The organism is Paenibacillus sp. Y951 (assembly GCF_056786395.1).
The window spans coordinates 157,300-184,270 of the sequence record NZ_JBXCIY010000002.1 but is presented as its reverse complement, the minus strand read 5'-3'; the positions used below and the strand labels follow the sequence as shown (position 1 = coordinate 184,270).

Below are 26,971 nucleotides of genomic sequence, written 5' to 3'. Positions count from 1 at the left end.
TTTTTGCGTCCAAAATACGTGAAACGAGGGTACATAATGTTGAAATGGAAGCAAGGGGTTAGGACATTAGTAGCATGTTCAGTAGTAGCAATTGTTTTCGTATTGCTAGCAACGAATACGAAAATAAGTGCAGCTGCTATCCCGAATTTAGAAAAAGCTACGGATGTGCAAATTTTAGGAGATGGAATTATTTGGCTAGAAATTCAAGACACTGGTCAGAAAAAGCTAGTCTATTTTAATACAGTAACAGGAGAAAAAAAAGACATTACAACGGGTAGCCCTACAGTTGATGCACCTTATCTAGCTGGTGACTACATCGTTTGGGCAGATAAGGGTGATGAGCCTAATGCAACGATGAATTGGGATATTATGCGTTATCAAATATCAACAGGAACGAAAACTAAGCTTAATACGAAAGCTGGACAATATTCTAACCCAACGGTGGATGCTAATGGAGCGCTATGGTATGACCGTACGAATTATGGGTTTATGATGTACTATGATTTCTCTACGGGAAGAGAATCTACTATTGGAGAAGGTCGTTTTCCAGTGTTAGTTGAAGGGGTGGTCGTCTATAAGCATGCTAGAGACGGCGGTGTAAGTCTATTAAAGCTCAAAACAGGAGTTAAGCGCCCGCTTATTATGCTAGGTGGCTCTAACCATATAGATAGCTTCGTATTTAATGGCACGCATATATTGGCGTTGCAGCGTAATGAGCAGGGTGAAAGCAAATATGTATCGATGGATGTGCTTAATAACACCTCTTCAGCTAAGGATATAACGGAGTATACAAGCAAACAGCAAGAATATGCAATGATGGCGATAAGTGATACATATGCAGCATTTATAGAAAATACGAATGGCACCCCAGTATTGAAAACGGTTGAGCTGAATAATGGTAAGGTCTCCACAATTGCTATATCTGATGCAATGGGAGGCTTGATTGGTATAAATGGCTCACAGTTATTTTATAGCGAGCCAGATGGGGGTTTAGCCTCTATGAATCTAGCTACAGGCAATAGTAATCCATCTCCACCCGATCAGTCTGGAACTGATAGTGACGCCGGATTACCAAATGGATCTGATCAGGAGGAAGAGCAATATAGCATAGTTATTAATGGAGAAGGTGGGGAGTTGGCAACGGATGATCAGCGTGTCGTTGTCACATTCGAGCAGATCAGCTTTCCAGATCCAACAAAAGTAAGTATTACGCAAAAACGTTCGAATCAATATCCGCTAATTGATGCAAGCGGGAATGCGCTAGAGCTTGCGAGTGGGGTTTGGCAGCTCGATGCAGAGCAAAGCTTTATGAAAAATGCACTGCTTCGCATGAGTCATTCACTGCATTCGTATTCGGGCAATGAGATCGATAAGCTCGGCATTTATCGCTGGAACGCGACAGTTGGCTATTGGGAGTATATCGGTGGAGCCAATCAAGCTGTAGCAGGATTTACGCAAGCTTCAATTGCTCAGACAGGTACTTACGCGATTATGTATCGCAGTATTAGCTTTGACGATATACAGCAGCATTGGGGACAGCATGTGATTGAAACATTGGCAGCTAGAGACATCATTAATGGTGTTAGTGCAACGAGCTTTGCTCCGAATCGGTCGATTACTAGAGCGGAATTTACAAAGCTACTAGTAGGAGCGATAGGGATAGAGGAAGTAGTGGCTGAGCAATCATCGTTCAGTGATGTTTCACCTCAAGCTTGGTATTATTCATGGGTTGAAACAGCTGCTGCAACTGGAATTGTACAAGGCTCAGGAGACAAGTTTAAGCCTAATGATGCGTTAACTCGAGAAGAGATGATGACGATGTTAGTACGAGCAGTAGGCACGCAGCTAGGGGAGCAAAATACTAGTAGCAATGAAACAAAATTAGCAGAATTCAAAGATAGCGATACTGTTAGTGAGTGGGCAAAATCTTCTGTGGCAACAGCTATTCGCTTGAATCTCATCGAAGGTAATGCTACAGGACTGAAGCCATTACAATTAACAACAAGAGCAGAGTCAGCTACAGTGATCTATCGCTTATTGCTAGTGTTAGATCAACTTTAATAAAAATAGAATGAGGAGAGATAAAGTTGAAAAGGAAAATGACTAAAGTTGTGTTAATATGGGCGCTAATGATGGCGGTGCTGTTTTCAGGCATTCCGATTTATCCACCGCTAGATTCGGTAATGAACAATAGAGCTTATGCCTCTACCAATATGCGGATTGAGCCAAGTGAGCTGCCTGTCGAGGGCAATGAGACAACAAGTATTCGCTTTAGCTTCAATGCAGCAGATAATGGAGAAGATGAGCATGATACCGTTATTATGGTTTGTACGCCGCAAAGTGATGGAGGCTCACCGATACCAGGGAGCATCATTAAGCGAGAGATTTATCCTACGAAAGCAGGCAATCAATATATTATTCATGAAGTAATATGGGATGGTACGATCAATGGTCAAAAGCTGCCAGAGGGTCGATATACCATATGTATATCTCCTGCTGACTATACAGGAAACAGTGTGTATTATGGTCAGATGGCGAGCTTTGAGATGGTTGGCACTGAGCTACTTAAGTCGCCGACATCTTTGCAAGCAGCAGCTTCTAGTAATGGCAGAACGGTCATTAGTGGTACTGCAGCAGCAGGAGCAACAATTGAATTAGAATATACGACGGCGAGCAGTACGGAGGTCAAGCAGCTAGGGACGACAACAGCTGGTGCGAATGGAGCTTGGTCGCATCAGATATCATTGACTGCTGGGCAAATAGCTTATATTACAGCTAAAGCTAAAAAGAATGGCATTACTTCTAGTCATTCAGAAATCATCCGTGTCATGAAGGTTATTACACCATCCTTCCCGATGACTTGGGAAGCAGCAGCGGGATACTTCTACAAGACGGATTCAATCGCTGAAAGCATTCAAATAGCGGAGCAAATCGCTGTATGGAATGGAGTAACAGATGATGTCTGTAATGGACTAGATTGTTCTAATCCAATTAGCAATCTAAGCTCTATATTATTAGTCAATCCTGAAATAGAAGCATTACCAGCGCAAGCCGAGCTAGCACAATTTACAACAGATGCTCTAGATGCGAGATTACGCATTGTCAATCCAAGTGGGACTGCACCGATTGATATGGCTAGAGGGGATTTTGTATATACATCCCCTTACTTTGGACTTGATGCGTTAATGCCACTAAGCTTTAATATCTTATATCTAAGCCGTAATTCCAATGAAGGTACTAGTGGTTTGGGGTGGCTGCACTCCTATGAATGGTCATTGACGGAAGAGGATAGCAAGATCGTTTTACTAGAGCCAAGCGGTTCTCGTTATGAATTCCTTCCATTATCGAATGGGAAATATTTCACTCCCAAAGGAACGAATTGGAGCTTAACTCAGCGATCTGGCGGAGGACATCAGCTAGAAACAGCGTATGGAACAATATACTATTTTAATAGTGCTGGAAGTCTAGAGTCTATACGAGATATTAATGGTAATGAGATTCAATTGGGCTACCAAAATTCATTGTTAAAGTCAGTGACAACGAGTGGTGCTTCATTCCAATTGAGCTACGATAGCGATAATTTGCTAGTATCGGTAGTCGATCATGCTGGACGTAGTCAACAATTTAATTATGATGCGAACGGTGATCTTGTACAAATTATCGATGTTGACCATAGTGCGACGCAATTGCAATACGATAGCGAGCATCATCTTATTAGTGTTACAAATGCTAATAGCTCTGGGACGTTATCGGTGACGTATGATGAGGAGCTGCGTGTTAGCGGCTTAACGGATTATTATGGTGAAACGACACAAATGGATTACAATGGAACGGTTGCACCTGTTGAAAGGGAGCAGGAAGCACAACAGCCAGAGGATGGACCTGTAAGCATTAATCCGAATAACGGGAGAGATATTGCAAGCTCCAATAAAGTATTACTTTCGGGTACTATGCACAATCTTGCCAATGCGCCAGAATATACAATTGTTGCTGGTATGCAGCCTGTTATTGCGAATTACATCGAAGGGCAATCACAAGTGATTACATCGGCCATTACTAATTATAGTAATAGTGCCGTAGATTGCAGCTCATGCACAATAAGTGAACTACAATCGTCGATCACTGCGAGCAATCTTAACCCAGTAGTCATGAAGACTGGCTACTTGAATCTAGAGGAAAGTGTCACCTTCGGCAGCGCAAGCAAACCAGTTATTCTTATTGCTGAAGGCATGAACACGAACAAAGATATTACGGTAACGATTAACGGTAATTTAATTGTGAAAAATGGACTTAATGCCAATACGAATCTGCAATTAATCTCCAAGCAAGTAAGCAATCAATACGGAAATATTTGGTCAAACGGTGCTATTCATCTTAATAACGATTCTGTGCTAGATATAGCAGATACACTTTACACATCAAGCCTTACCTATAATAGTGGATTATTGAATGTGAAGGCAAAACGTATTGTTGTAGCTGGTGAACTGCACATCAATACGAAAGTGGAAATGAATATCGAAAGCGAGATGTCACTAGGTGGATTAGTTTCCAATAACGATTTGGCTAATCTTACGATTACTGGCGGAGATCTCTTCGTTCGCAATAACGTAAGCGTGAATAATCAGCTTAATATATCTACTGGCGGTGTATTTGCTATTGGTGGTGATATGACGCCGAATAAAACACCAGAGGTAGCAGCAGGTGTTGGATCTGGGAAAACGATATTAACCTATCCACCAACTAACGTTAACGCACTTACGCGAGCATCTACATCTACGTCTAGTACATCAGCGTCTACTTCATTATCAGCTTCGTTAGCTACAGCAAATATTACGTCTTTGAAGGATGCATTAGGACGAACAACAAGCTATACATGGAATGATCGCTTCTTATTGCAATCTGCGACATTACCAGATCAGACGAAGCTAAAGTACAATTATGATTATGGCAATCGTCTACAATCACTAGTAGATGGCAATGGCGTTCAGATAGCAGTAAATTATGATGAACGGGGTAATTTACAGCAATTTGTCAACGGTCAAGGCCAATCGATTGTTTATCGTTATGGACATGACAATCGTATGGCTAATATGACAGATGCTTTAGGTCATAGGCATCAATATCAGTATGATGCAGCAGGAAATATGGTAGGAACGACAGATGCGCTTGGTCAAAGTGAGCGTATTATTAGAAATGCCCAAGGTGCTCCAGTCTCATTAGAGGATGCGCTTGGGGCTACAACTGTGATTACGAATGATTCATATGGCTACCCGATTAAAGTGAAGGATAGTGAAGGACATATCCAAACAATTACACGGGATGAGCTTCATCGTATTATTACGATTGATGACAGTAATGGTATCGTTCAGCATTATGGTTACGATACTAAGGACCGTGTCATTTCGCATACAGATGCTTTAGGACATATTGTGGGATACGAATATGATAGTTTAGGTAATCTACTTACAATGACTGATGAAGCGGGGGAACAAACATCCTACAGCTACAACGTAGACCGTCTCCTTGTGAACACGAATGCTGAAAGCATTACGAAGGAATACAGCTACGATGCAGCAGGGAATGTGATTCAATATGTAGATGGCAATGGATCACAGATTACGTATCAATACGACAGTATGAACCGTTTGGTAGAAGCAACAGATAGTCTGGGATCGAAAAGCACTTATACGTATGATGCGAATAGTAATCTGTTAACCTCTACCGATGCAGAAGGTCATGTAACGCAATATAGTTATAACAATGACAATCGGCTATTGACGACGACAGAGCCTAATGGCGCGCGTACTACACTGAAATACGACAGCTTAGGTCAGTTAGTGAAGGAAACAAATGCACTGGGAAATAGTACATGGTACGAATATGATGCAATAGGGCAGCTTAGCTCAACAACAGATGCATTAGGTAGCATTACTCGTTACGAATATGATGCAGTAGGAAATCGTACAGCTACTATTCAACCGGATGGTTCAGTCTGGGAGACAGAATTTGATAGCCGTGGCTTAGAACTGAAAAGTATTGATCCTCTAAGCAATGAAACAAGCATAGAGCGTGATCTATTGGGCAGAATGATTGCTCTTACCGATGCAGAAGGAGCGATCACTCGTTATAGCTACAATGAATTAGGACAAAATACACAAGTCATTAATGCTCTCGGTCATATGACAAGCTATACGTATGATGAACTAGGCAATGTAACAAAGATTGTTGACGCTTTAGGAAGCGAAACAGAGTTTAATTATGATGCCATTGACCGTCTTCTGTCGGTACAAAATGCATTAGGTGATGTAACCTCTTATCGCTATGATGCGAACGGTAATCGGATAGAGCAGACGAATGCAGCAGGAGCGACGACAAGCTATCAATACAATGAGTCGAATCAGCTTGTTCAACGTGTAAATCCATTAGGTGAAGCTTTGTCCTATCAGTATAATGACAACGGTCAGTTGCTATCGATGACTGCTGAAGATGGTACGACAACAGGCTATGAATATGATGAAGTAGGCCGCGTGATCAAGGCTATCTATAGCGATGGACAGCAAACAAGCTATAGCTATGACCTTATTGGACGCCGCTTAGAAATGACAGATGGCTCGGGGACGACACGTTATACGAATGATGCTCTGAATCGGTTGACCGAAGTCATCGATGCACGAGGAAATAACATTCGCTATGAATGGGATCAGATGAATAATCGTACCCGTGTCATTTATCCAGACAATTCATCCGTTCGATATGGATATGATGTACTGGGACAAGTGACAGAGGTAAGGGATGCAAGCAGTGGTCTCACCACGTATAGCTATGATGCGAATAGTAGAATAATAGAAAAGCGTCTACCGAATACAGGAGCATCCAAGTATGAATATGATGCGCTGGGGCAGCTTAGTCGCTTAACACATTATTCATCAGGTGGAGAAGCATTAGAACAGCTAAGCTATACGTATAATGAAGTAGGTAATATGCTGCAGGAGACGCGTCAAGCAAGGGGCAGTGATGAGGATCGATCACAAGAAGGTGCTCATGAGCTAGAACAATCCGATTACGTCTATGATGCTTTGAATCAATTAATTGAAGTGCAAACACGTAATGGGGCAACAACAAGCTATCAGTACGATGAAGTTGGCAATCGACTTACGAAGTCTGCCGTTGAAAGTAGTATGACAACCGTAGAAACGTATACCTATGATCTAGCGAATAAATTAACATCATGGACCAATGGAGAACAGTCCAAGAACTACACGTACGATCAGCGTGGTAACTTGCTAGAGGTTAGTGGTGTAGCTAGCGTTACAGCCTTAACTTCATTGCAGGATGCGCTAGTGCTAGACGAGAATAACATAGAGAGCCTTATTGAAGAACCTGAGCAGATGATAGAGGAAGCTGAGCAGGTGCTTGAAGAAGCTGTAGGGGACGGTGCTGTAGCAGAAACTGTAGAAGACGGAGCGGTAGCAGAAACTATAGTAGAAACGGTAGAAGACGGAGCAGTAGTAGAAACTGTAGAAGGATCGCAAGAGGCTGTATCTGATGCTGAAGGGAATCTAGAAGATGAGATCTTTCAGGATGAAGAACAGGTTGAAGCTACAGAAGACGACGGGAACATCGATGAAGAAAACGCCCAGTCTACAGAAGGAATAGAGGAAGATGATAGAGATCAAGCGGAGTCTATGGATGGACTTGAAAGCGATCAAGTAGAGAATGATGATGCCATCATAGCATCGAATCTGCTAAGTTCAACACCAGGTGTTCTAGAGCAGTACGAGTGGAGTGCAGATAATCGTCTTGTTCGTCAAGTGAACGAGCAAGGAGATACGACGACGTATCAATATGACGGTGATGGAAATCGCATCTACATGGGTACGCTCGTAGGTAGTCGTGATGGAGCGAATCAGCATCCAAGCAGCTATCTAGAAGGGTTAAGAGATGGATGGGAGCCACAGTATAAGCAGGAGCAACGAGAGCTTTATTTTGCTAACGACGTGACATTACCATACGTTGAGCCGCTAATGGCAAGCATTGCGAATGAGCAGTGGAGCCAGCGTTATGTATATGGTGCACAGAATGAACGAATAAGCATGAGCTATAAAGCAAGTGGCGATGCAAGCAATGATTGGGAACCGACATCAGGGGCAAGTGGGGCGAATGCAAGTGCTGCCTATACAAGTCTTTACTATCTAGAAGATGTAAGAGGAAGTGTGATTGGCTTAACGAATGATGCTGGAACCATCTCAGCTCGTTATCATTACGATGAATTTGGTAGTATGAAGGATAGCTATAAGCTAGACTTGAATTACGCAGGCCCAGATAATCTATTCGGCTATACGGGACTCGCATATGATTATGCAAGTGATCTGTCCTATGCTCGGGCGAGGTATTTTGATTCAGGAGTAGGTCGCTTTATTAGTGAGGATACGTATGAAGGGGAGATTAATAATCCGCTTAGTTTGAATTTGTATACGTATGTGTATAATAATCCGTTAAAGTATATTGATCCAAGTGGGTATGCTCCATGTTATTCAGAAAGCCAGTGCAAACAACTGGATGAGAAACTTGGGCTCTCAAAATCTACATCGTATAAACGCGTAGATGAGATGTCATATGGTGAATTAATGGATATTCTGATGGACCCGACTGCCTCTGCAAACGATCAAGGACAAGTAATGGCCTATATCTTCACTCACTATGTTCTTGGAGCTACTGCAATAAAAGAGATAAAAGCACTAACCTCAGGTATAAAGGCTACGTCAGGGACAAAGGCTACATCAGGGATAAAGGGCGCGGGAAGTGTTACCAAAGCATGTAATTGCTTTACAGCAGGAACGAAGGTAGTTACAGACGAAGGGGAAAAACCTATCGAGGAGATCGAGGTAGGGGATAAGGTTCTTTCCAAGAATGAAGTCACAGGGGAACAGGCTTACAAGGAAGTCGTGGGGCTGTTCCAGAAACAGGCTGATGAAATCTATAAGGTTCACATTGGTGATGAGGTCATTGAAGCTACGGCTCAACATCCATTCTGGCTTGATGGTACTGGTTGGACAGAGGTTAAAGACTTAAAGGATGGAGACTTGCTTGTCTCAAGTGATGGTACTACACTTGCTATAGACAAGATTGAGAAAGAGCCGAGACAAACAACTGTTTATAACTTTGAAGTAGCCGAGTTCCATTCGTACTTTGTATCCAATCTTGGAATATGGGTGCATAACTGTGATTTAACAAAATGGAACAAGGGTAGTTTCGATAAAATAGCAGATTCAGTCGAATATCATTTCAAGAAACATGGAGCATCTGTAGGGGCAGAAACTTTAGAGCAATATGTTAGAAAAGCCGAGGAGTTTGCTAAAACAGCAAAAAAAGGTTCGACTAAAAGCTCTGTTTCGGGAGCAGTAGAAGGGACTACTCGATATAAAAAGAATGGGAAATATATTGATATTGCCCCTGACGGTACGATTGTTTCTTTTGGCAAGACCTAATGGTTTAAGGCATGAAAGGAGGAGCTTCTACTGAATTACAAAGGGATATTAGCAGAATTATTTGTAACAAAATTTAGTAATCCATTTCCTTATGAAGACATTACTAAGATGAGAGAAGATCTTAAAATGGACTTCTCTCAAATTGACGATAGTTTTAGTGCAGATTTTAATGATTATTGTTCGGTCATTGCAGGAACGATTACCTATATCATAAACAATAATGCAGGGGGGATCCCTGAAAGGCAGGTAGATCTGTTGCACAAGGGATTCTTTGAACGATATATACACTATGGCTTTCTTGAGGGAAAACTACTTCATTACCCACATCTTTTTAATGAATACCTTTCTCATGAGAAGGCGAGAAAATTGATATTGGATTTTTTGAAAAATCAATAAACTTCATTCGACCACAAGTGAGTGTAAAATGATATGCTCCCATCATAGTAGACAGTAGAAAAAACAAAACTTCTACTTTATACTAAACTGTACCCTATAGTGTAGACACGGTAAAAAGTCTACTCTATAGGGTGTTTTTATTTATGAAACAAGGATACAAATCATTATTAGGTGACGATTTGGGTGGTAAGTTATATAATGGTTCACAACTTGGGATAGGATTAATCGCATTAGGTTCAGGCATTGCACAATTACCAAGTAAATCAGTATCAGTGTCTGGTTGGAGTGTTGGTTATGAGCAAGTGAGCTGAAACAGTTACTACAGTGTTACATTCAGGAACTAAAATAAATAGCAATACTTACATAACTACAGGGACCTATGTAAAAACCGTTACTATAGATTTATCTAAAGTCGGTACTGGAACAATAGTTATTGGTATGGATGGATATTCTATTTTTAAGTTTGATGTTAATGAATAGGAAGTGGGAACATTAATAGACTGAAATATCTACTAATTGGGTATGTAATAGGTTATATGTTTAGTTTAAATATAACTGGGATACCGCATTGGAGTTATTTAATTCCAATTAAAGCTTTTGGGATTGTTTTTAGTTTAACCGTGGGTAATATTCTCTTTTATGCAGTGGAACTAAAAGAAGGAATATTTAGTGGTACATTCAGAACTATTAAATATTGCATAGTTGTAATTATTTTTATTTTTCTTCTATCAGAATTAGAGTTATACTTTTATACAGAAAAAGGTATTAATTTGAATTTTTTAATAGGATTAAATGACTTCAGCTAATGAGATTTATGGGGGATTTAATGTAATAGACAAGTGTTTTAGAGCAGTAGTGACAGTAATAACAAAGTAGGTGAAGTATGGACAATATAAAGAAGATGATTGAACGGTGTGAGAGTTTTCTGGAAGGACAATATTCAATTGCTGAATTTCAACAAAGATTACTAACCTTTACTATGAGCGAACTATCAAGTGATCTTTATGAGTTTATTCATACTCTGGAAAATCAATTAGAAGAAATTAGATTTTGTTATGATGACAGCGAACATCTGAGATTATCAACTCCTATTGTTTTAGGTTTCCGTGAAATCTTGCTTAACAATGCTTCTAGATCGTAATTATTTCAAGCCACATGGAGTCATATGATATGCTCCCCACCGAGTATTGAATAATTCAGGAGTAGGCCGCTTTATTAGTGTGGATACGTATGAAGGTGATATAGCGAATCCGCTGACGTTGAATCTTTATACGTATGTGTATAATAATCCGTTGAAGTATGTTGATCCGAGTGGGCATGTTGCAATCGGGGTAAATTCAGAACTTTGGAAAGTGAACGGACTACTAAACGATCGAAAAAAAGTGGATGATAGCCAACGACTCCAATGATAAAGTTGGAATGAGAGCGGCAAGTGCTGAGGCTGATAGACTTAGAAGTCAGTATTCATATTTAGATGGTTTACTTCAATCAACTGATCCTTATCTATCAGTTAAAATGTTGCTAATTCTGATGTGACTAAAGCACATCAAGTCAGAATTTCGTATAATGGCGATGTACTATATGAGCAACAATCCGGATATGAATACTACACGGAGTCCCATAAGTATAGTGTTGGTGATAAGACTCAACAGATAGTAGGAAAATTAGCACTTGCAGGAACGACGGGTTATTATTTTGCGTATTATACCAGTGGCACATCTACTCAAGTACAATCAGTGGTGAAAGCTGCTACTGCTGGTGTTGTTCCTGAAGTATCACAATGGGCGCTTAGTGATTATATTGTTTCGCCTGATGTAGGTAATGAGAGACATATTATATGGAGAACAAATACCGATACAGGAGAAATAAGTAATTTAGTTATTGTGACCAACAGACCTATAGTTATTGAGGAGAGATATTGGTACGTAACGAAAAAAGGGCGGAAGTAATCAATGAAAATGGAGCATAAACTATTCTACACAGGGATAATATTAGTAATTCTATTTATTGTATATCTGTTTTCACTTACGGGATGGGTCGTATTTATTCTCTTTGTTTCAGTACTTTTACTGCTGCTATTTGTTAATAGTTTTGTGAAAAATAATTTGATTGTTGCTTTGTTCAATCTGTCCTTTTTAATATTTTGTATTATATTTCTCGTAATTAAAATGCAATAGAGCAAAAGAATGATTAAACCACATGCGAGCGTAAAAACTCCATGTGGTATTTTTTTAGCAGTGCCCCACCCAGCACCGAATAAATTAGACAGTTAAGTTTAATGTAACTTAACTAGCGTTTACTCCACTAATAAGATCGTAAGTACAGACCTAATCATCGCTCGAATTTCAAAACCTATTTGTTTTATTTTTATTTGTATATTTATTCCAAAAACATTAGTTACTAGCGTGTAATGCATACAAAAGCTTACCTCTGCTTTCTCACGATTATATAATTATATGAAATTGATTTTTTATATGTCGCAATTTTCTAAAGACATGCAGAGACTAATTACGGAAAGAGTGGAAAAAGCATTTGTTAGGTTGCAATAAAAATATGGTATCACTGTTTTATTTGAATAATCTGGTAACGTCCAGTCGACATAGAAAAGGTAAGGATACGTTTTAAACTAGCCGCTTTCTGATATATCAACATCCATAAATTGGACACAAGATATGAAGGTAGGTGAAGAGATGATGAACAAAAAAGTTAATACAGGAGCAGCGAATGAGTACATGGATAAAGTGTTTCAAGAAAGCAAGTTTACTTCTCAACATAAGGGATTTACTAAAGTACCACATAAACTCCATCGCTGTTATTGGATAGTAAGCTTTATTAATGAGGATACGTATGAAGGGGAATTGAATAATCCGCTTAGTTTGAATTTGTATACGTATGTTGAGAATAATCCATTAATTTATATTGATCTGAATGGTGAAGCAAAAGTTAAGAGTGAATTCTATGATTCATGGGGAGCTAAACTATCGAATATAACTACAGACAAAGATAAAGCTACTGAGAATATAGCTTTTGCTAGCACTAATTGGTGGCATGCACAAGGTATTATAGATTCAATTAACAAAGGTACATATAAAGGAATGTATATATTAAATTTGAGGTTGGAGCAAGTTTCTTTATTGGCGGAGCTGCAGAGATAAATAATGGAGGGAATACTAATACTGGAATGGGTGGTGGAGTAAGCGGTGGAAGTGGATTATTTGGTGAAATACAAGGAAAAATCGACACTACAGGTCAATATTGGAAGTTAGCAGGCGGTGCAGGTGGTGGTATAAAGGTACATTTACTCCCTGTTGTTAATGTATCTACTGAGGGTGAATATGTCATAATTAGACTTAAACTCCCGTTAAATTTGCCTGAAGGTGGGGATTATTTTTATGGATCTCCAACCTATGATGAGTGGATGGATATTTTAGGGAAATAGCTTTTATAGCACTTTGCTAGTATCTATAGTTATTAGAATGCTAGTAAATTGCTATAATTACGAAGGTAGAGGAAAATACATGTTTAAGAACCATTTCAAGCAAACCCTTCTTTTTATAAAGTTTGCTATACCATATCTCGCAATGTTTCTATCATTTTGGTACTACATGAAATTAATAGAAGAGAAAGTAGAGAGGAAAAAAAGGTTAAAGATTAGTATTATTATATTGTTTGTATTTTTTTCCTATTTCATACTGTTCATCAATGGATTTGGTATCAATCAAATTGTGCAGAATATCATGTTAAGCTATGTAATAAACGTTGTTTTTAGTTACTGCATGTATATATTATTTGTGGAAATTTGTAAAAAGATCACAAATTGATGAATAGCATAGGGATAGTATCTTGACTATGGGAGAGGTAGTAGTGAGTAAAAAAGTTAGGAAATTAATGTTAGCTACTATGTTTGGAGTCATGCTAATCATTTTTCTTGTCGCAGTACCTATTGGACTTATTATTTTAAAACAAAAACACACTGAAGAAATGGAAAGGATTATATCAAATAGAAATGGCTTAATTTTGGAAATAGATAAGGTAAAGCTAGAGGAAAGTCCATTTTTAGAAAGCTACTCTGGAAATGTTATTTATAAGATTGAATATGAAGTGAATGAAGTTAGATACGTGGCATGGTATCGTGGAGTGAAAACGGTTAATGACATACATGCTTCAGGTCGTAAGGATCAGGAAGAAAAATGGATTTTTGAATGAGCTTTGTTATTAATGAGATATTATGATTCTGAGTTGTAATGATCTAATACCACATGTGAGTATGAAAACTCCATGTGGTTTCTTTTATTTAGCAGTGCCCCCACCCAGTACCCAATAAATCGGACAGCTAAGTTTAAAGTAACCTAACTTGCATTTATTCTAAAATCTACTTTACTAATGTCACTGTACGTACAGACCGAATCATCGCTCGAATTTTATAACCTATTTATTTTAATTTGTATATTCCTTCTTAAAACTTCAGTTACTAACGTATAATGCTTGCAATAGCGTACCTTTGCTTTCTCACGATTATATACAAACATAACAAATGACATGTATTGGAAACATAAAAGTATGCACTTTATTTTTTGTATGTCGCAACTTTCTAAAGACATGGAGCAACTACTTATGGTATGAGTGAAAAAAGTATTTGTTAAGTTGTAACAAAATATTGATACACTGTTTAATTTGAATAATCTGGTAACGTGCCAGTCGACATAGAAAAGGTAATGACAAGCTATACGTATGATAAACTGGGCAATGTAACAAAGATGGTTGACGCTTTAGGAAGCGAAACACAGTTTAATTATGATGCGAACGGTAATCGGATAGAGCAGACGAATGCAGCAGGGGCGATGACAAGTTATCGGTACAATGAGACGAATCAGCTTGTTCAACGTGTTAATCCATTAGGTGAAGCTTTGTCCTATCAGTATAATGACAACGGTCAGTTGCTTTCGATGACCGCTGAAGATGGTACGACAACAGGCTATGAATTTGATGAAGTAGGTCGTGTGATCAAGGCTATCTATAGTGATGGACAGCAAACGAGCTATAGCTATGACCTTATTGGACGCCGCTTAGAAATGACAGATGGCTCGGGTGAGTGACAGAGGTAAGGGATGCAAGCAGTGGTCTTACCACGTATACCTATGATGCGAATAGTAGAATGATAGAAAAGCGTCTACCGAATACGGGAGCATCCCATTATGAATATGATGCGCTGGGGCAGCTTAGTCGTTTAACGCATTATTCATCAGGTGGAGAAGCGTTAGAGCAGCTGAGCTATACGTATAATGAAGTAGGAAATATGCTGCAGGAAGACGCGTCAAGCAAGAGGCAGTGATGAGGATCGATCACAGGAAGGTGCTCATGAGCTAGAACAATCCAATTACATCTATGATGCTTTGAATCAATTAATTGAAGTGCAAGCACGCAATGGGGCAACAACAAGCTATCAGTACGATGAAGTTGGAAATCGGCTTACGAAGTCTGCCGTTGAAAGTAGTACGGCAACCGTAGAAACGTATACTTACGATCTAGCGAATAAATTAACATCATGGACCAATGGATAACAGTCCAATAACAAAGGGCGATATTGGTAGTTTTTTTGGGAGGATTGATATGAAAGGCAGAGAATTAATGCAGAAGTATATATTTTCAACAACAGAAAAAGCGGAAAGATACTTCGATGAGATTGTGAATCAGCTAGTTATGTTATTCAAAATTTCACATCAAGAAGCAGTTGGGCGTGTCAATAGACATTGGTTAAAAAGCAGTCATATGGATAATGATTGTATGATTTTTCACATGTTACCAGATGAATGGGCACATGAAGTATATTATGGACGGAATTCATTTTGGTGGAACAAAAATAAGAAGGATTTAATCCCATTGCCATTCGATGAAAATATATAAAATGGTAGACTAATTGTTTCTTAAACCAAATGAGAGCAAAACTCCATGTGGTTTTTTCTTAGCAGTACCCCACCCAGTGCTGAAAGAATCGGGTATTGATGCCCAAATTAACTTTATTAAGAACACTCCTACTAAACTACGAAATAATTCCATAATGGAACCTGGGCAATCGGTACTAATTCAGGAAACGCTCTTACGACAATATATTATAGACGGCTGTTACAAGAACGCCGTTTGCATATCGTTTGCAGGCGGTATTTTTTCATCCACGAACTCCATGCGGGTTAATTAAAGGAGATGATGAATGGCTCGAATGATAAAGCGCATGAACGATTGGGATATGGACATGGCATCACATTTTCAAGATTTATTGAAAGTAGAGGATGCCATGACACGAGTTTCAATCGTAGATTACTAAAGGTGAAACGACGTATTCAGATGTAAGAATAGAAAAAGAAGATGACTAAAGGATTGTCGTATGCAATACTATCTATGCATTAGCGACGTAACGCTACTAGCAACTTATAAAATTTATCAACTTATAAAAAATTCAACATTGGACACTTGAATCGCTATTATTGGTGCGTTTAAGTGTCTTTTTTCGCGCACTCCATGCAACGACCTTTGAAAAAGGTTATCGGATCTTTAAATATTGGTATATATCAATACTTGGGAGGGATATATAATAAAATTGCCACTAATGAAAGCGCATACTAAATGGCAAGAATCATTAAATATGTTCACTTTCAATTAGTGAGTTTTATATTTTGGAGGGGTTTTATGAAAAAAAAATCGATATTATCTGGTATTATCGCATTCATGCTTTCTCTCATCTTAGTTGCTAATGTGTATGGAGCTTACGTGCTTTGGGAGCCACTGACTTATTTCAATAACGCTACATGGCAAAAAGCTGATGGATATTCGAATGGTGGTATGTTTAACTGCACTTGGCGTGCAAACAATGTCAACTTCACAAGTGATGGGAAACTAAAGCTTGGTCTAACAAGCTCCGCTTATAATCAATTCGATTGCGGTGAATATCGTTCTACTCAAAAACACGGATATGGGCTTTACGAGGTTAATATGAAACCGGCGAAAAATATCGGTATCGTATCCTCCTTTTTCACCTATACTGGTCCTACCGATGGTACGCCTTGGGACGAGATTGATATTGAATTTTTGGGTAAGGATACGACCAAAGTACAATTTAATTATTTCAAAAATGGTGTAGGCGGTAATGAGAAGACTATAAATCTCGGATTCGACGCTTCAACCGGATTCCACACGTATGCATTTGATTGGCAGCCCAATTCTATCAAATGGTATGTAGACGGCGTATTAAAGCATACAGCTACTACCAACATTCCAAGCAATCCCGGTAAAATTATGATGAATATCTGGAATGGTACGGGAGTTAATAGCTGGCTTGGCTCATATAATGGGGCTAATCCGTTATATGCCGAATATGATTGGGTAAAATATACGAGCAATTAGAGCGATTCCATTTACAAAAAAGGTAGTCTGCCAGGCCAATGTCATTAAGTTAAGCTCAAAGACAAAATAGGGAATACAAATGGAAATCGAAACGGCATGGGAAAAAGCCCTGTGCCGTTTGTTTTTTGTGCAAGCAAGAAATGTCTACAAACGTGAACGGCGACCGTGAAGTTGACTTGGTATTGGTGGCGTTTATCCATTTGGGAAATGACGACGTGTAAGGTCATCATTTCAGCGAAATTGTACATGATCATTCTTGCGAAAATCTCTTGGATGATGGACGCTTGCTTCTTTGTGTGAAAATTCGTCAGACCGACGGTGTATTTTAATGCAGATATCCGTATACGATTGCGTAAATTTGTGAAACAAGCATTCCACAGCAGAGGGCAGGATTTTATTCCTCTGCTGGACAAAAGCAGAAGTGGTTGCGGTGTTTACGTCATAACCCTGAGATTCCAAGAGTTCCTTATATATACTGTTGCCCCCATTGAGATCAGGAGTTGCATAACTGAAGTGGTTTCTTTTTAATACGAGTTAAGATACTTGCCCATGACCCACGAGAATGAACGATCTGACAAATCAATCACAACAGGTAAATCCAAAGAAATATTACGTTCTCCACGCTCAAAACCGCCAATATAAGCGTAATGAAACCGACATAGCTGCCGATTCTTCCATAACAACATGTTGGATGATATACTAAAAATTAACAGTGAAAGCATGAGGTTTATAAACTAGGATACGTATGAGGGGGAGATTAATGATCCGCTTACGTTGAATTTGTATACATACGCGCAGAATAATCCATTGACTTATACTGATCCAAGTGGACATAAGGTTTGGCATTAGAATGTACTATCTGATAGCATCGAGCATCATCAATTTAATTTCACTTATTTGGTTTGTATTGGGAACAACTTCCAATTTCAATCGCGAAATAGATTTGGTTACAACTGTTTTATTTTTTTGTCTAGTAATTCCGTCAACCCTTCTGTTAACTGTCTCAATATACTTAATCATTGTTGTGAAAAATGAAAGTATGAATATCTATAAATTAATCACTACCAATGACTCTCCGTTTCCAGAAATTCAGTATCATATTTACATACGAGAAAAAGAAGCGAAAAGAATAATTAATTCTAAGTGAGACTTATTCTGAATTGAACAATGGTTATCATCGTTATGTTGCATAGATTGGGAAAATAGGTAAAGGAGTAAACAGGAATGATAAAAATACATACTCTAGTAAGTGATGATCCAATCATGGTGAATGCAGATTCACTTATTGAAGCAAATTTGGATGAATACAATCTACACAGAGCTATTTTAAACAATTATCAACTAATGAGATAGAGTCTTCGCAAAGCAAATTTGCGAAATGCTGATCTTAGTAGTGCAAATCTTTTGAAAGCAGATCTTACCGAGGCATCGTTAATTATGTGTATATTGAATAATGCCATTTTAAATGATGCAAAACTAACCAATACAACTTGTTTATATGCTTCATTTAAAGATGCAAGCATGATTAATACAGATTTAACTAATGCAAATGTTAGTGATGCCGATTTTCAGGGGGCATTGTTATTTGGTACTATTCTTAACTGTGAAGCATTGGAAAAATCAAACCTTAAAGGGGCTCTCTTTAATGATTTGACAGTTTGGCCCGAAGGATTTTTTCCGTTGGATCACGGAGCAATTTACAAATCCACCAATAATACCGAAAAAATGATTAATGTATAATCTATTCAAATATATGTTGGGCCACATGTGAGTGTAACAGCTTCATGTGGTATTTTTTTCAGTGCTCCCAGTGTCGAATAAATCGGACAGCTAAGTTCCATGTAAATTAAACAACTGGAGGGAACTTTTCAAAATTCTTAGGGGATACAAAAGCAGGGGCAGAAGAGATATTAAAAAATGAAATGCAAAATGGTAAAGTATTAGATAATAGATTAACAAAGCAGGGAATTAATCGTATGAAAAAATTATTAGTGCAGGGCAAGCAGTCGAATCAAGTGGAGAGACATTGATAAAAACCAGCCCTTCTGAAGATGGTGCAATGTTATCTGCATATCCAGTTAAATAGGAGGAAAAGCAAATATGTCAAATTTAATTGAAAGATTCTTAGATGATGAGATATCATCTCAAGAGTTGTATGAATCTATTTATGATTTTGTGACTTCTTTTCATATTAGAAGTGGGGAGTTCGAAGGGAACTATTATATAATCAAAAAAATGGATAGAGATAATTTCTTTATTTTCCCAGAGAATATTTATCCTGATAACCACAGAGAAATTCCAAATTGCATTTCAATCTATAGAGATAATTTAGTCAATAACATAAATACACATGCCAAGAAACAAGCATTTGTTATTAAGGGTTAAAGTAAATCAATGTAAACAGAAGAATCTTGAGTGTCTGATATGCTTCCCTTGTAGTAGGCCGTTGAAATTAAAAATTGTTTATTTGAAGGAGACAGATGCAAAGAAGCGGGGGGAAATGATGGCGATTGAAATGGAAAATGGATTATTATTCCTTAACGGAGAGTACATTATAGTTGAAGATCATAAGTTGTCTGAATACGTAAGCTATATTCAAAAACATAGTATTACAGCTATTTTTCTTACTAGTTTATATTATTCTTTAGAGAATATTACATTTATTCAGTATTTAACGCACTTAAGGAAACTTAATTTATCTATTTCATTGGAAAATTATGAGGTTTTATACGGCTTACAAAGTTTAGAGGAGTTAATTTTAGAGGAACCAAAGGGGAAGGTAGATTTAACTCATTTTAGAGAATTGAAAATACTCTCAATCTATACGGTTACAAAAAATGTAATCGGACTTGGAAACTGTATTAACTTAAATGAGTTATCTTTGTGGAAATTTAAGCCAAAAGAAAAAAACTTAGTCTCGCTTTTATTGTTAAATAGTCTAAAAAAACTCAAACTGACTCAAGGTACAATAAATGCATTAGATGGTATCCAATATCTGAATAACTTAGAGTCATTGGAACTGAATTATTTGAGCAAGCTTACAACCATTAATGATGTTGTGCATATCAAGTTATTAAAAAATTTCACACTAGAATCGTGTAAAGGTATACAAAATATCGAAATCATTGGAGAAATGTCTAACCTAGAGAGGTTATCAATAATTAATTGTGGGGATATAACATCACTTAAATTCATTGAGAATCTTCCTAATCTGAAATTCCTCGTATTTAGCAAAACCAATATAGTAGATGGAGACCTATCGTATTGTAGAGGAATTGAATACGTCGGATTTGATAACAAAAAACACTATTCTCACAAGATGAGCGATTTTGTTGATGTGAAGGAATTATTTGAAAATCACTTAAGAAAAGAATTAGGAGCTAGGAGGAAATAAACATAACCAAATTTGAGTAGATTCAATTTATTGTGTATGTATGATAACGATGTTAGCTTTTGGGGACATCCTACACTACGTGAGTAATCATTCATATGTTATATACAGATGATACCAAATAGTGTGAGGTCAGAAAAAAATGTGGTTCAAGGAGAAGCAAGAGATTCCTATGTAGTAATTTACCTATGGAAAATGGTCAATATGGTTTCTTTTTTTACATTATACTTTGATTCGGGAGTAGGCCGCTTTATAAGTGAGGATACGTATGAAGGGGAATTGAATAATCCGCTTGGGCTAAACTTGTATACGTATGTTCAGAATAATCCGTTGAGGTATGTTGATCCGAGTGGACATAAATACGAGTCTTTGCTTTTGGATTTAGTAGTAGCCCTTGAGGATGCACGTAATACAAGTAATAATTCTCAACTATATTGGGACTACAGATCTCACATAGGGACATTATTTAAAAACGGAAAAAATAATACCTGGTGGTAAAAACAATAATCAATTTAAGTATTTATTTGATATTGCAATTCGTAACAGTTTATATGATCCTGATGGTAAAGCAAGTAGGTTGGGCTGTTCAAGAATTTCTTACTCATTACTCCAATTTTTTGGATAGACTAATTGATTTAGGCGGTAGACATTAAGTTAAGCAATTTATTGGACTAGTTTATCAGGATGGAAACATAAAAGTAAATGGACTGTTAAAGGAGGTTATTGGAAAACTTATTCCAGGGAAACATTAAATAATCCTGATAGGATAAGTAAAGATGGTGATCGATTGGTTTATGAGAAAGAATTTTCGGAAAAATGGGTGTGGACAAAGATGGAACAGTAGTAACTGCATTCCCGTCATTAAATTGGAAATGAGGAAATGAATCTATGGGCTTGGATGTTGTATTATACAACAATAAAAATGATATTGGCTTATTTGAAATTAGTGAAGATCTGCATAAGTCATTGTTTAGTAACAGTAATTGGAGAAGTTACTTATATTTGCGGAAAATAAATGATTATTACACATCAAAAGTAAAGTATTCAAAGCCGGAAATAATTTTACTGGCACAGGACCTCGAAAATATGAAGCAATATATTGATTTTCAATTTCATTCTAACATCGATGAACTTACACAATTTTTATTAAATGCTTCTGCTGAATTTGTACATATTGCAGGAGATTAATATTTTTTGATTTCCTATTCGTCTAATTGCTTTCAAAGACTGATTTCTAACTATTTGTGAAAACTTCATTATTGGGGATTGAAATTGAAACGTTGATAACTATAGCAACACCAGTTAGAGAGTTTCAGCTTACAACTGATGTAGGACAACATTTACATGTATATAATAATTATGATCTAATACAAAGAAATGGCGGTAGCAACAAGAAATCAATGAAAGCTCGCACACCAACTTTTGAATATGCGCAAAATATAGAAGTGATATTACCTGAAAATCAATAAAAATTATAGAAAACTTTTATGGTGTAGAAAACCATTCTATAATGCACAATTCAATTGATGCGTGAGAGTAATACATTATTTACCAAATCGAAAAGTGAGGTTCGAGAAGATAAAAAAATTGTAGTCATTTTCAATACCTTGTGGTGGACATGTATTGTTATAAATTTTGGTTCAATTATGTGGTTTGTTTTAGGTAGTACTGCTAACTTTCAAAGAGGTGTTGATCTAGTAGCAACAGTCATTCTTGTAGTATTTGGAATTCCTTCGTTTATATTGATACTTTATTCATTGTATATGTTAAAAAACGGAGGGGTGAAGTCACCTTATAGTATGTTAGGTGTTACAGTTCTACTTGTAATTATGATCTTACTAAGTGTACCATTTCTTAAATATGTTAATACAAATGGGTGGTTAACTGAGAATATTAAAATAGATACTATGCAAGTTACTGCAGATAATCAATATGAATATCGCACCGAATTGGTAAATACATTTCAAAGGAATAGTTCAATCAGGCTGTATTTGAAAAGCGTACAAAGTAATGAGGAAGTAAGAATCAAATTAGATTTGCCTAAAGTGAGTGGGATATCGTGGAACTCGAAAGAGAATTTTTTTACTACGCTACAACCTAGTGATCATGAAGGGATATATATATTAAAAACTCAAAAACTTTCACCGTTTCCTGAGGCTGAATTTGGGATCAATGTAAAGGATGCTAAAGCAATTAGATTAGAATAATTAATTCTAAGTGAGACTTATTCTGAATTGGACAATTAAAAGGATGAAATCCGTGTTGGATTTCATCCTTTTACTTTTAGTTGAAGCTAGTTAGAAGCGACCGTAGAAGGCGTTACGGTAAACCTCTGCTAATTCAGTAACAAGTGGCAATTTCGGGTTCGCAGTTGTGCATTGATCTTCAAATGCACGGTCTGCCAAGTAATCCACGCGAGCTTCGAAGTCCTTAGCGTCAAAGCCTAATTGCTGGAACGATTCTTCAATACCAAGCACACTGTTGAGTTTGCGGATAGCATTTATTAAGCTGTTTACACCTTCTTCAGTCGTACGAGCAGGTAAACCAAGAATCTGTGCAAGTTCAGCATAACGCTCATCTGCTACGAAGTGCGAATATTTAGGGAATGAAGCAAATTTGGTTGGTTTTTTCGCATTGTAACGGATAACGTGAGGCAGAAGGATTGCATTTGTTCTTCCATGTGCAGTATGATATTGTCCGCCCCATTTGTGTGCAAGGCTGTGGTTAATTCCAAGGAATGCGTTCGCAAATGCCATACCAGCAATCGTAGAAGCATTGTGCATCTTCTCACGAGCAACCGGATCACCCTCGAGTGCTGATTTTTCAAGATACTTGAAGACGAGTTGGATTGCCTTAATCGCAAGACCATCTGTGTAGTCATTTGCCATGACAGATACATAGGCTTCAATAGCATGTGTAAGAACGTCCATACCGGTGTCCGCTACTGCTACCTTAGGCAGAGAGTATACGAATTCAGGATCAACAATCGCTACGTCTGGTGTCAATTCGTAGTCAGCCAAAGGATACTTCGTGTTGCCAAGATTTTTATCCGTAATAACCGCGAAAGATGTTACCTCAGAACCAGTACCTGATGTCGTTGGGATCGCAACAAATTTAGCTTTTCTACCTAGACGCGGGTATTTGTAAATCCGTTTGCGAATATCCATGAACTTTTGTTTTAGACCTTCAAAATTAGTATCCGGATACTCGTAGAACAGCCACATTGCTTTGGCAGCATCCATTGGAGATCCACCGCCCAGGGCAATGATACAGTCTGGTTGGAATCGATTCATCATCTCTGTACCACGATCTACAGTAGTCGTAGATGGATCCGGTTCTACCTCAGAAAACACTTCTATTACTACTGGAATCTGACGTTGACGAAGGTAATGCTCTACTCTTTCCACATAACCTAGTTTTACCATCATAGGGTCAGTGATAATAGCTACACGGCTAATATCCGACATTTTTGATAGGTACTGCGTTGAGCCCTTTTCAAAGTAGATTTTGTTTGGAACCTTGAACCATTGCATATTCACAGTACGATGTGCCACCCTTTTTACGTTAATTAAGTTCACTGCTGTTACGTTTGAAGAAGTAGAGTTACGACCATAAGATCCACAGCCTAGTGTTAGTGATGGTAGGTTCGTATTATATATATCACCAATAGCACCATGTGAAGACGGTGAGTTCACAATAATACGTCCTGTTTGCAGACGGTCAGAGAACTTCTGGATAACCTCTTCATTGTGAGAATGAATAACTGAAGAGTGACCCATCCCGTTAAAGGCTACGACTTCGGCAGCACGTTCAATACCTTGAGCAGCATTTTTTACTTTATAGCATGCAAGTACAGGACTTAGCTTCTCTGCAGACAACGGATATTTTATGCCTACACCTTCAAGCTCTGCTACTAGAATCTTAGTGCCTTCTGGAACCTCGATGCCAGCCATTTGTGCGATTTTAACTGCGGATTGGCCAACGATAACGGGGTTTACAGCACATTTTTCTGTATTCATAACACCAGCTGTCAATTTTTCAGTTTCTTCTTTATTAAGGAAGTAACATCCATTAGCAATCATTTTCTTCTTCACTTGATCATAAATGGGTTCTTCAATAATAACTGCTTGCTCAGATGCACAAATCATACCATTATCGAATGATTTAGACAGAATTAGGTCAGTAACAGCTTGATTAATGTCTGCACTTTTTTCAATGAAGCATGGCACGTTACCAGGACCTACGCCAAGAGCCGGTTTACCGCAGCTATATGCCGCTCTGACCATAGCAGATCCACCTGTGGCTAGAATTAAAGCAACATCTGGATGATTCATAAGTGCATTTGTCTTATCCATAGAAGGCTGCTCGATCCATTGAATACAGTCTTCAGGAGCACCATTCTTCACAGCTGCTTCAAGTAAAATTTTCGCTGCTTCACGACTACAGTTTTGTGCAGACGGATGGAATCCAAAAATAATCGGATTACGTGTTTTAATTGAGATAAGTGCCTTAAACATCGTAGTAGATGTTGGATTTGTTACTGGAGTAATACCCATGATGATCCCTACAGGCTCAGCAATCTTCTGATAGTTTTCATACGGATTATTCTCGATAACACCTACAGTTTTTTCATATTTAATGCTGTGGTAAATAGATTCTGTTGAAAACATATTTTTAGTGATTTTGTCTTCGTATATTCCTCGTCCGGTCTCTTCAACAGCCAGCTTCGCAAGATACATATGCTTGTCGAGACCTGCAAGAGCCATTGCCTTTACAATGTTGTCAATTTGCTCTTGATTCATATCCATGAATTTCTCTTGTGCCTTTAAAGATTTGTCAATCACAGTCTGGATATAGCCTTCAGCACTCTGTTTAATGTCCTTAACCGCTTCATTCTTAACCGCCATTTCTCTCACGCTCCTAGTTGGAAATTTATTTTTGTTCTTACTCAAATAGTACCAATTCCAACTACATAAATGATGTGAAATTTTTCACAAGGATGTATGACAGCTTTGTTACACAACCGCTTACATTGTTAAATTTACATTATACATATGTCTGAATTGTTAATAAGAGGATAATCGATATCATTTTTCCTTAAATGCCAGCAGATACTTAATGGTGATTTACTGTCAAACGGAATATAATTCTACATACATGCACTGCCTAGAAGGGCGTGGCAGTGATATTACATAGACACCGAAGGAAACATTTTGGTATTTATTATCTAATGAAGCGTCAAGCGAATTATCAGATGCCTAATCTTCCAGAACAACATGTTGGATGATATACTAAAAATTAACAGCGAAAGCACGAGGTTTATTAACTAGGATACGTCTATGTTGAATAATCCGTTGAGGTATGTTAATCCCAGCAATAATAATACTTCTTCTTTTTGCATTTACTGTAGGTCCTTGGTTACTAATTTATGTAGGACTCTTATTTGGAGAAAATCCTCCTAAACCTACATATACTTACGGAGAGTTTCCTTTTTACTTGGAGTATGAGATCAATGGTCAAATTATAACTGTAGAGGATACAGTTATTGTTAAATACGATGGAATTGGTTTAAGTGAAGGTACTGGGGGGTATGAACTATACAATAACTATAAGATAAAATTGATAGAGTTCAAATATGGGAAAACATTATTAAAATATAAATATACAAAAGTTGGATAATGAACCACGTGATACTTCGATGCTAGTCTTGGTAGATTTATTAGTGAGGTTACTGTGATGAAAATTTTATATCACAATAAAGGGAGATGAGTTAGTCAATGATTATTAACTCAAAGAATAAGCTTGAGTTTGAAAAATTAGATTTACATGATGCTGAACTATTAGATGTAAATTGTGATTATCGTAATCAAACAGTATTTATTTCTACTATGCTAAATATACCGAACCAAAAGAGTAGGATGTTAAATTTAACGTTTAAAGAACTTTCTTTTTTTTCGATTAGTTGTCAAGAACCTTGGGGAAGTGGGTTTTATTTTTTAGAAGCTTCAATAGATGATAGTTTAGAGAACAATGTTAATCTTGAAAGTGATTGTAGTAAAATTAAATTTTTAATTATATTAAACTCTGGTGATCAAATTAAAATTGAATCATCGTGTGTGGAAGTATACTGCTGAAATAAAGGTAAAAGTAGGGAGTATAATTACAAGGGGAATATTAAAAGCTAGAAAGCAGAATGAACATAATACAAATTTTATTGTTCTAAGTGGAAATCAATCCGATTCACAACAGAGCACTTTGTCACAATATGGATTAGCATGAAAAAGAAAGGATGAACCTA

General features: G+C 37.5%; 24 protein-coding genes and 3 pseudogenes. 26 read left to right on the top strand and 1 reads right to left on the bottom strand.

The window, feature by feature from the left end; all coding sequences use genetic code 11:
* The first annotated feature begins 36 nt into the window (after positions 1-36).
* The 24 genes and pseudogenes from AC1TPB_RS03585 (at position 37) to AC1TPB_RS03470 (ending at position 22,880) form a co-directional block, all read left to right on the top strand.
* On the top strand, positions 37-2,061 hold the full coding sequence (locus AC1TPB_RS03585; RefSeq protein ID WP_482075226.1) for an S-layer homology domain-containing protein: 2,025 nt from the start codon (positions 37-39) through the stop codon (positions 2,059-2,061).
* Between the two features lie 26 nt (positions 2,062-2,087).
* Positions 2,088-9,488: a polymorphic toxin-type HINT domain-containing protein gene (locus AC1TPB_RS03580; protein WP_482075225.1), complete on the top strand. Its 7,401-nt coding sequence runs from the start codon at positions 2,088-2,090 to the stop codon at positions 9,486-9,488.
* 30 nt (positions 9,489-9,518) lie between these two features.
* On the top strand, positions 9,519-9,884 hold the full coding sequence (locus AC1TPB_RS03575) for a YxiJ family protein (protein ID WP_482075443.1): 366 nt from the start codon (positions 9,519-9,521) through the stop codon (positions 9,882-9,884).
* Positions 9,885-10,027: 143 nt separating this feature from the next.
* Positions 10,028-10,195, top strand: coding sequence for a hypothetical protein (locus AC1TPB_RS03570; protein WP_482075224.1), 168 nt, complete (start codon positions 10,028-10,030; stop codon positions 10,193-10,195).
* 13 nt (positions 10,196-10,208) lie between these two features.
* Positions 10,209-10,364: a hypothetical protein gene (locus AC1TPB_RS03565; RefSeq protein ID WP_482075223.1), complete on the top strand. Its 156-nt coding sequence runs from the start codon at positions 10,209-10,211 to the stop codon at positions 10,362-10,364.
* Between the two features lie 403 nt (positions 10,365-10,767).
* Positions 10,768-11,025, top strand: coding sequence for a hypothetical protein (locus AC1TPB_RS03560; protein WP_482075222.1), 258 nt, complete (start codon positions 10,768-10,770; stop codon positions 11,023-11,025).
* A gap of 61 nt (positions 11,026-11,086) precedes the next feature.
* Positions 11,087-11,212, top strand: a pseudogene (locus AC1TPB_RS03555) (RHS repeat-associated core domain-containing protein); the annotation flags it as partial.
* A 204-nt stretch (positions 11,213-11,416) separates the two neighbouring features.
* Complete coding sequence (locus AC1TPB_RS03550; protein ID WP_482075221.1) at positions 11,417-11,833, top strand: hypothetical protein; 417 nt, start codon at positions 11,417-11,419, stop codon at positions 11,831-11,833.
* Positions 11,834-12,574: 741 nt separating this feature from the next.
* Positions 12,575-13,039 carry an RHS repeat-associated core domain-containing protein gene (locus tag AC1TPB_RS03545; RefSeq protein WP_482075458.1) on the top strand — a complete coding sequence of 155 codons (465 nt, stop codon included), beginning with the start codon at positions 12,575-12,577 and terminating at the stop codon, positions 13,037-13,039.
* A gap of 26 nt (positions 13,040-13,065) precedes the next feature.
* Positions 13,066-13,323, top strand: coding sequence for a hypothetical protein (locus AC1TPB_RS03540; protein ID WP_482075220.1), 258 nt, complete (start codon positions 13,066-13,068; stop codon positions 13,321-13,323).
* Between the two features lie 425 nt (positions 13,324-13,748).
* Positions 13,749-14,090: a hypothetical protein gene (locus AC1TPB_RS03535; protein WP_482075219.1), complete on the top strand. Its 342-nt coding sequence runs from the start codon at positions 13,749-13,751 to the stop codon at positions 14,088-14,090.
* Between the two features lie 485 nt (positions 14,091-14,575).
* Complete coding sequence (locus AC1TPB_RS03530) at positions 14,576-14,980, top strand: hypothetical protein (RefSeq protein ID WP_482075218.1); 405 nt, start codon at positions 14,576-14,578, stop codon at positions 14,978-14,980.
* Positions 14,977-15,216 carry a hypothetical protein gene (locus AC1TPB_RS03525; RefSeq protein WP_482075217.1) on the top strand — a complete coding sequence of 80 codons (240 nt, stop codon included), beginning with the start codon at positions 14,977-14,979 and terminating at the stop codon, positions 15,214-15,216. Before AC1TPB_RS03530 ends, AC1TPB_RS03525 begins: the two co-directional genes overlap by 4 nt.
* Before the next feature lie 61 nt (positions 15,217-15,277).
* The gene (locus AC1TPB_RS03520) at positions 15,278-15,445 is read left to right on the top strand and encodes a hypothetical protein (RefSeq protein ID WP_482075216.1); all 168 of its coding nucleotides are present in this window, start codon (positions 15,278-15,280) and stop codon (positions 15,443-15,445) included.
* 49 nt (positions 15,446-15,494) lie between these two features.
* The gene (locus AC1TPB_RS03515) at positions 15,495-15,788 is read left to right on the top strand and encodes a hypothetical protein (protein WP_482075215.1); all 294 of its coding nucleotides are present in this window, start codon (positions 15,495-15,497) and stop codon (positions 15,786-15,788) included.
* A gap of 780 nt (positions 15,789-16,568) precedes the next feature.
* A complete protein-coding gene (gene bglS, locus AC1TPB_RS03510) occupies positions 16,569-17,282 on the top strand; it encodes a beta-glucanase (RefSeq protein ID WP_482075214.1) in 714 nt (237 codons plus the stop codon).
* A gap of 1,368 nt (positions 17,283-18,650) precedes the next feature.
* Positions 18,651-18,740: pseudogene (locus tag AC1TPB_RS03505) on the top strand (pentapeptide repeat-containing protein); the annotation flags it as partial.
* Positions 18,720-19,022 (top strand): pentapeptide repeat-containing protein, encoded by a 303-nt coding sequence (locus AC1TPB_RS03500; protein WP_482075442.1) that lies wholly within the window; start codon positions 18,720-18,722, stop codon positions 19,020-19,022. The pseudogene AC1TPB_RS03505 and the gene AC1TPB_RS03500, both read left to right, overlap by 21 nt.
* 360 nt (positions 19,023-19,382) lie before the next feature.
* Positions 19,383-19,667: a hypothetical protein gene (locus AC1TPB_RS03495; RefSeq protein ID WP_482075213.1), complete on the top strand. Its 285-nt coding sequence runs from the start codon at positions 19,383-19,385 to the stop codon at positions 19,665-19,667.
* Between the two features lie 61 nt (positions 19,668-19,728).
* Positions 19,729-20,676 carry a leucine-rich repeat domain-containing protein gene (locus tag AC1TPB_RS03490; RefSeq protein WP_482075212.1) on the top strand — a complete coding sequence of 316 codons (948 nt, stop codon included), beginning with the start codon at positions 19,729-19,731 and terminating at the stop codon, positions 20,674-20,676.
* A 222-nt stretch (positions 20,677-20,898) separates the two neighbouring features.
* Positions 20,899-21,030: pseudogene (locus AC1TPB_RS03485) on the top strand (RHS repeat-associated core domain-containing protein); the annotation flags it as partial.
* Between the two features lie 531 nt (positions 21,031-21,561).
* Positions 21,562-21,861 carry a hypothetical protein gene (locus AC1TPB_RS03480; protein ID WP_482075211.1) on the top strand — a complete coding sequence of 100 codons (300 nt, stop codon included), beginning with the start codon at positions 21,562-21,564 and terminating at the stop codon, positions 21,859-21,861.
* Between the two features lie 56 nt (positions 21,862-21,917).
* Positions 21,918-22,142, top strand: coding sequence for a hypothetical protein (locus AC1TPB_RS03475; RefSeq protein ID WP_482075210.1), 225 nt, complete (start codon positions 21,918-21,920; stop codon positions 22,140-22,142).
* Between the two features lie 57 nt (positions 22,143-22,199).
* On the top strand, positions 22,200-22,880 hold the full coding sequence (locus AC1TPB_RS03470; protein ID WP_482075209.1) for a hypothetical protein: 681 nt from the start codon (positions 22,200-22,202) through the stop codon (positions 22,878-22,880).
* A gap of 90 nt (positions 22,881-22,970) precedes the next feature.
* Here AC1TPB_RS03470 and adhE read toward each other — a convergent pair whose 3' ends face one another.
* A complete protein-coding gene (gene adhE, locus AC1TPB_RS03465; protein ID WP_482075208.1) occupies positions 22,971-25,580 on the bottom strand; it encodes a bifunctional acetaldehyde-CoA/alcohol dehydrogenase in 2,610 nt (869 codons plus the stop codon).
* 454 nt (positions 25,581-26,034) lie between these two features.
* Here adhE and AC1TPB_RS03460 point away from each other — a divergent pair, with 454 nt between their 5' ends.
* Both AC1TPB_RS03460 and AC1TPB_RS03455 read left to right on the top strand, forming a co-directional pair.
* Complete coding sequence (locus tag AC1TPB_RS03460; RefSeq protein ID WP_482075207.1) at positions 26,035-26,352, top strand: hypothetical protein; 318 nt, start codon at positions 26,035-26,037, stop codon at positions 26,350-26,352.
* A gap of 98 nt (positions 26,353-26,450) precedes the next feature.
* Positions 26,451-26,807 (top strand): hypothetical protein, encoded by a 357-nt coding sequence (locus tag AC1TPB_RS03455; protein ID WP_482075206.1) that lies wholly within the window; start codon positions 26,451-26,453, stop codon positions 26,805-26,807.
* Positions 26,808-26,971: the final 164 nt, after the last annotated feature.

Bases quoted from the DNA above. Each gene is read 5' to 3' on its own strand.
- AC1TPB_RS03455 (WP_482075206.1), top strand. From the start codon at position 26,451: ATGATTATTAACTCAAAGAATAAGCTTGAGTTTGAAAAATTAGATTTA.
- AC1TPB_RS03495 (WP_482075213.1), top strand. From the start codon at position 19,383: ATGTCAAATTTAATTGAAAGATTCTTAGATGATGAGATATCATCTCAA.
- AC1TPB_RS03570 (WP_482075224.1), top strand. From the start codon at position 10,028: ATGAAACAAGGATACAAATCATTATTAGGTGACGATTTGGGTGGTAAG.
- AC1TPB_RS03500 (WP_482075442.1), top strand. From the start codon at position 18,720: ATGTGTATATTGAATAATGCCATTTTAAATGATGCAAAACTAACCAAT.
- adhE (WP_482075208.1), bottom strand. From the start codon at position 25,580: ATGGCGGTTAAGAATGAAGCGGTTAAGGACATTAAACAGAGTGCTGAA.
- AC1TPB_RS03560 (WP_482075222.1), top strand. From the start codon at position 10,768: ATGGACAATATAAAGAAGATGATTGAACGGTGTGAGAGTTTTCTGGAA.
- AC1TPB_RS03460 (WP_482075207.1), top strand. From the start codon at position 26,035: ATGTTAATCCCAGCAATAATAATACTTCTTCTTTTTGCATTTACTGTA.
- bglS (WP_482075214.1), top strand. From the start codon at position 16,569: ATGAAAAAAAAATCGATATTATCTGGTATTATCGCATTCATGCTTTCT.
- AC1TPB_RS03585 (WP_482075226.1), top strand. From the start codon at position 37: ATGTTGAAATGGAAGCAAGGGGTTAGGACATTAGTAGCATGTTCAGTA.
- AC1TPB_RS03515 (WP_482075215.1), top strand. From the start codon at position 15,495: ATGAAAGGCAGAGAATTAATGCAGAAGTATATATTTTCAACAACAGAA.
- AC1TPB_RS03545 (WP_482075458.1), top strand. From the start codon at position 12,575: ATGATGAACAAAAAAGTTAATACAGGAGCAGCGAATGAGTACATGGAT.
- AC1TPB_RS03470 (WP_482075209.1), top strand. From the start codon at position 22,200: ATGCGTGAGAGTAATACATTATTTACCAAATCGAAAAGTGAGGTTCGA.
- AC1TPB_RS03540 (WP_482075220.1), top strand. From the start codon at position 13,066: ATGGGTGGTGGAGTAAGCGGTGGAAGTGGATTATTTGGTGAAATACAA.
- AC1TPB_RS03480 (WP_482075211.1), top strand. From the start codon at position 21,562: ATGGGCTTGGATGTTGTATTATACAACAATAAAAATGATATTGGCTTA.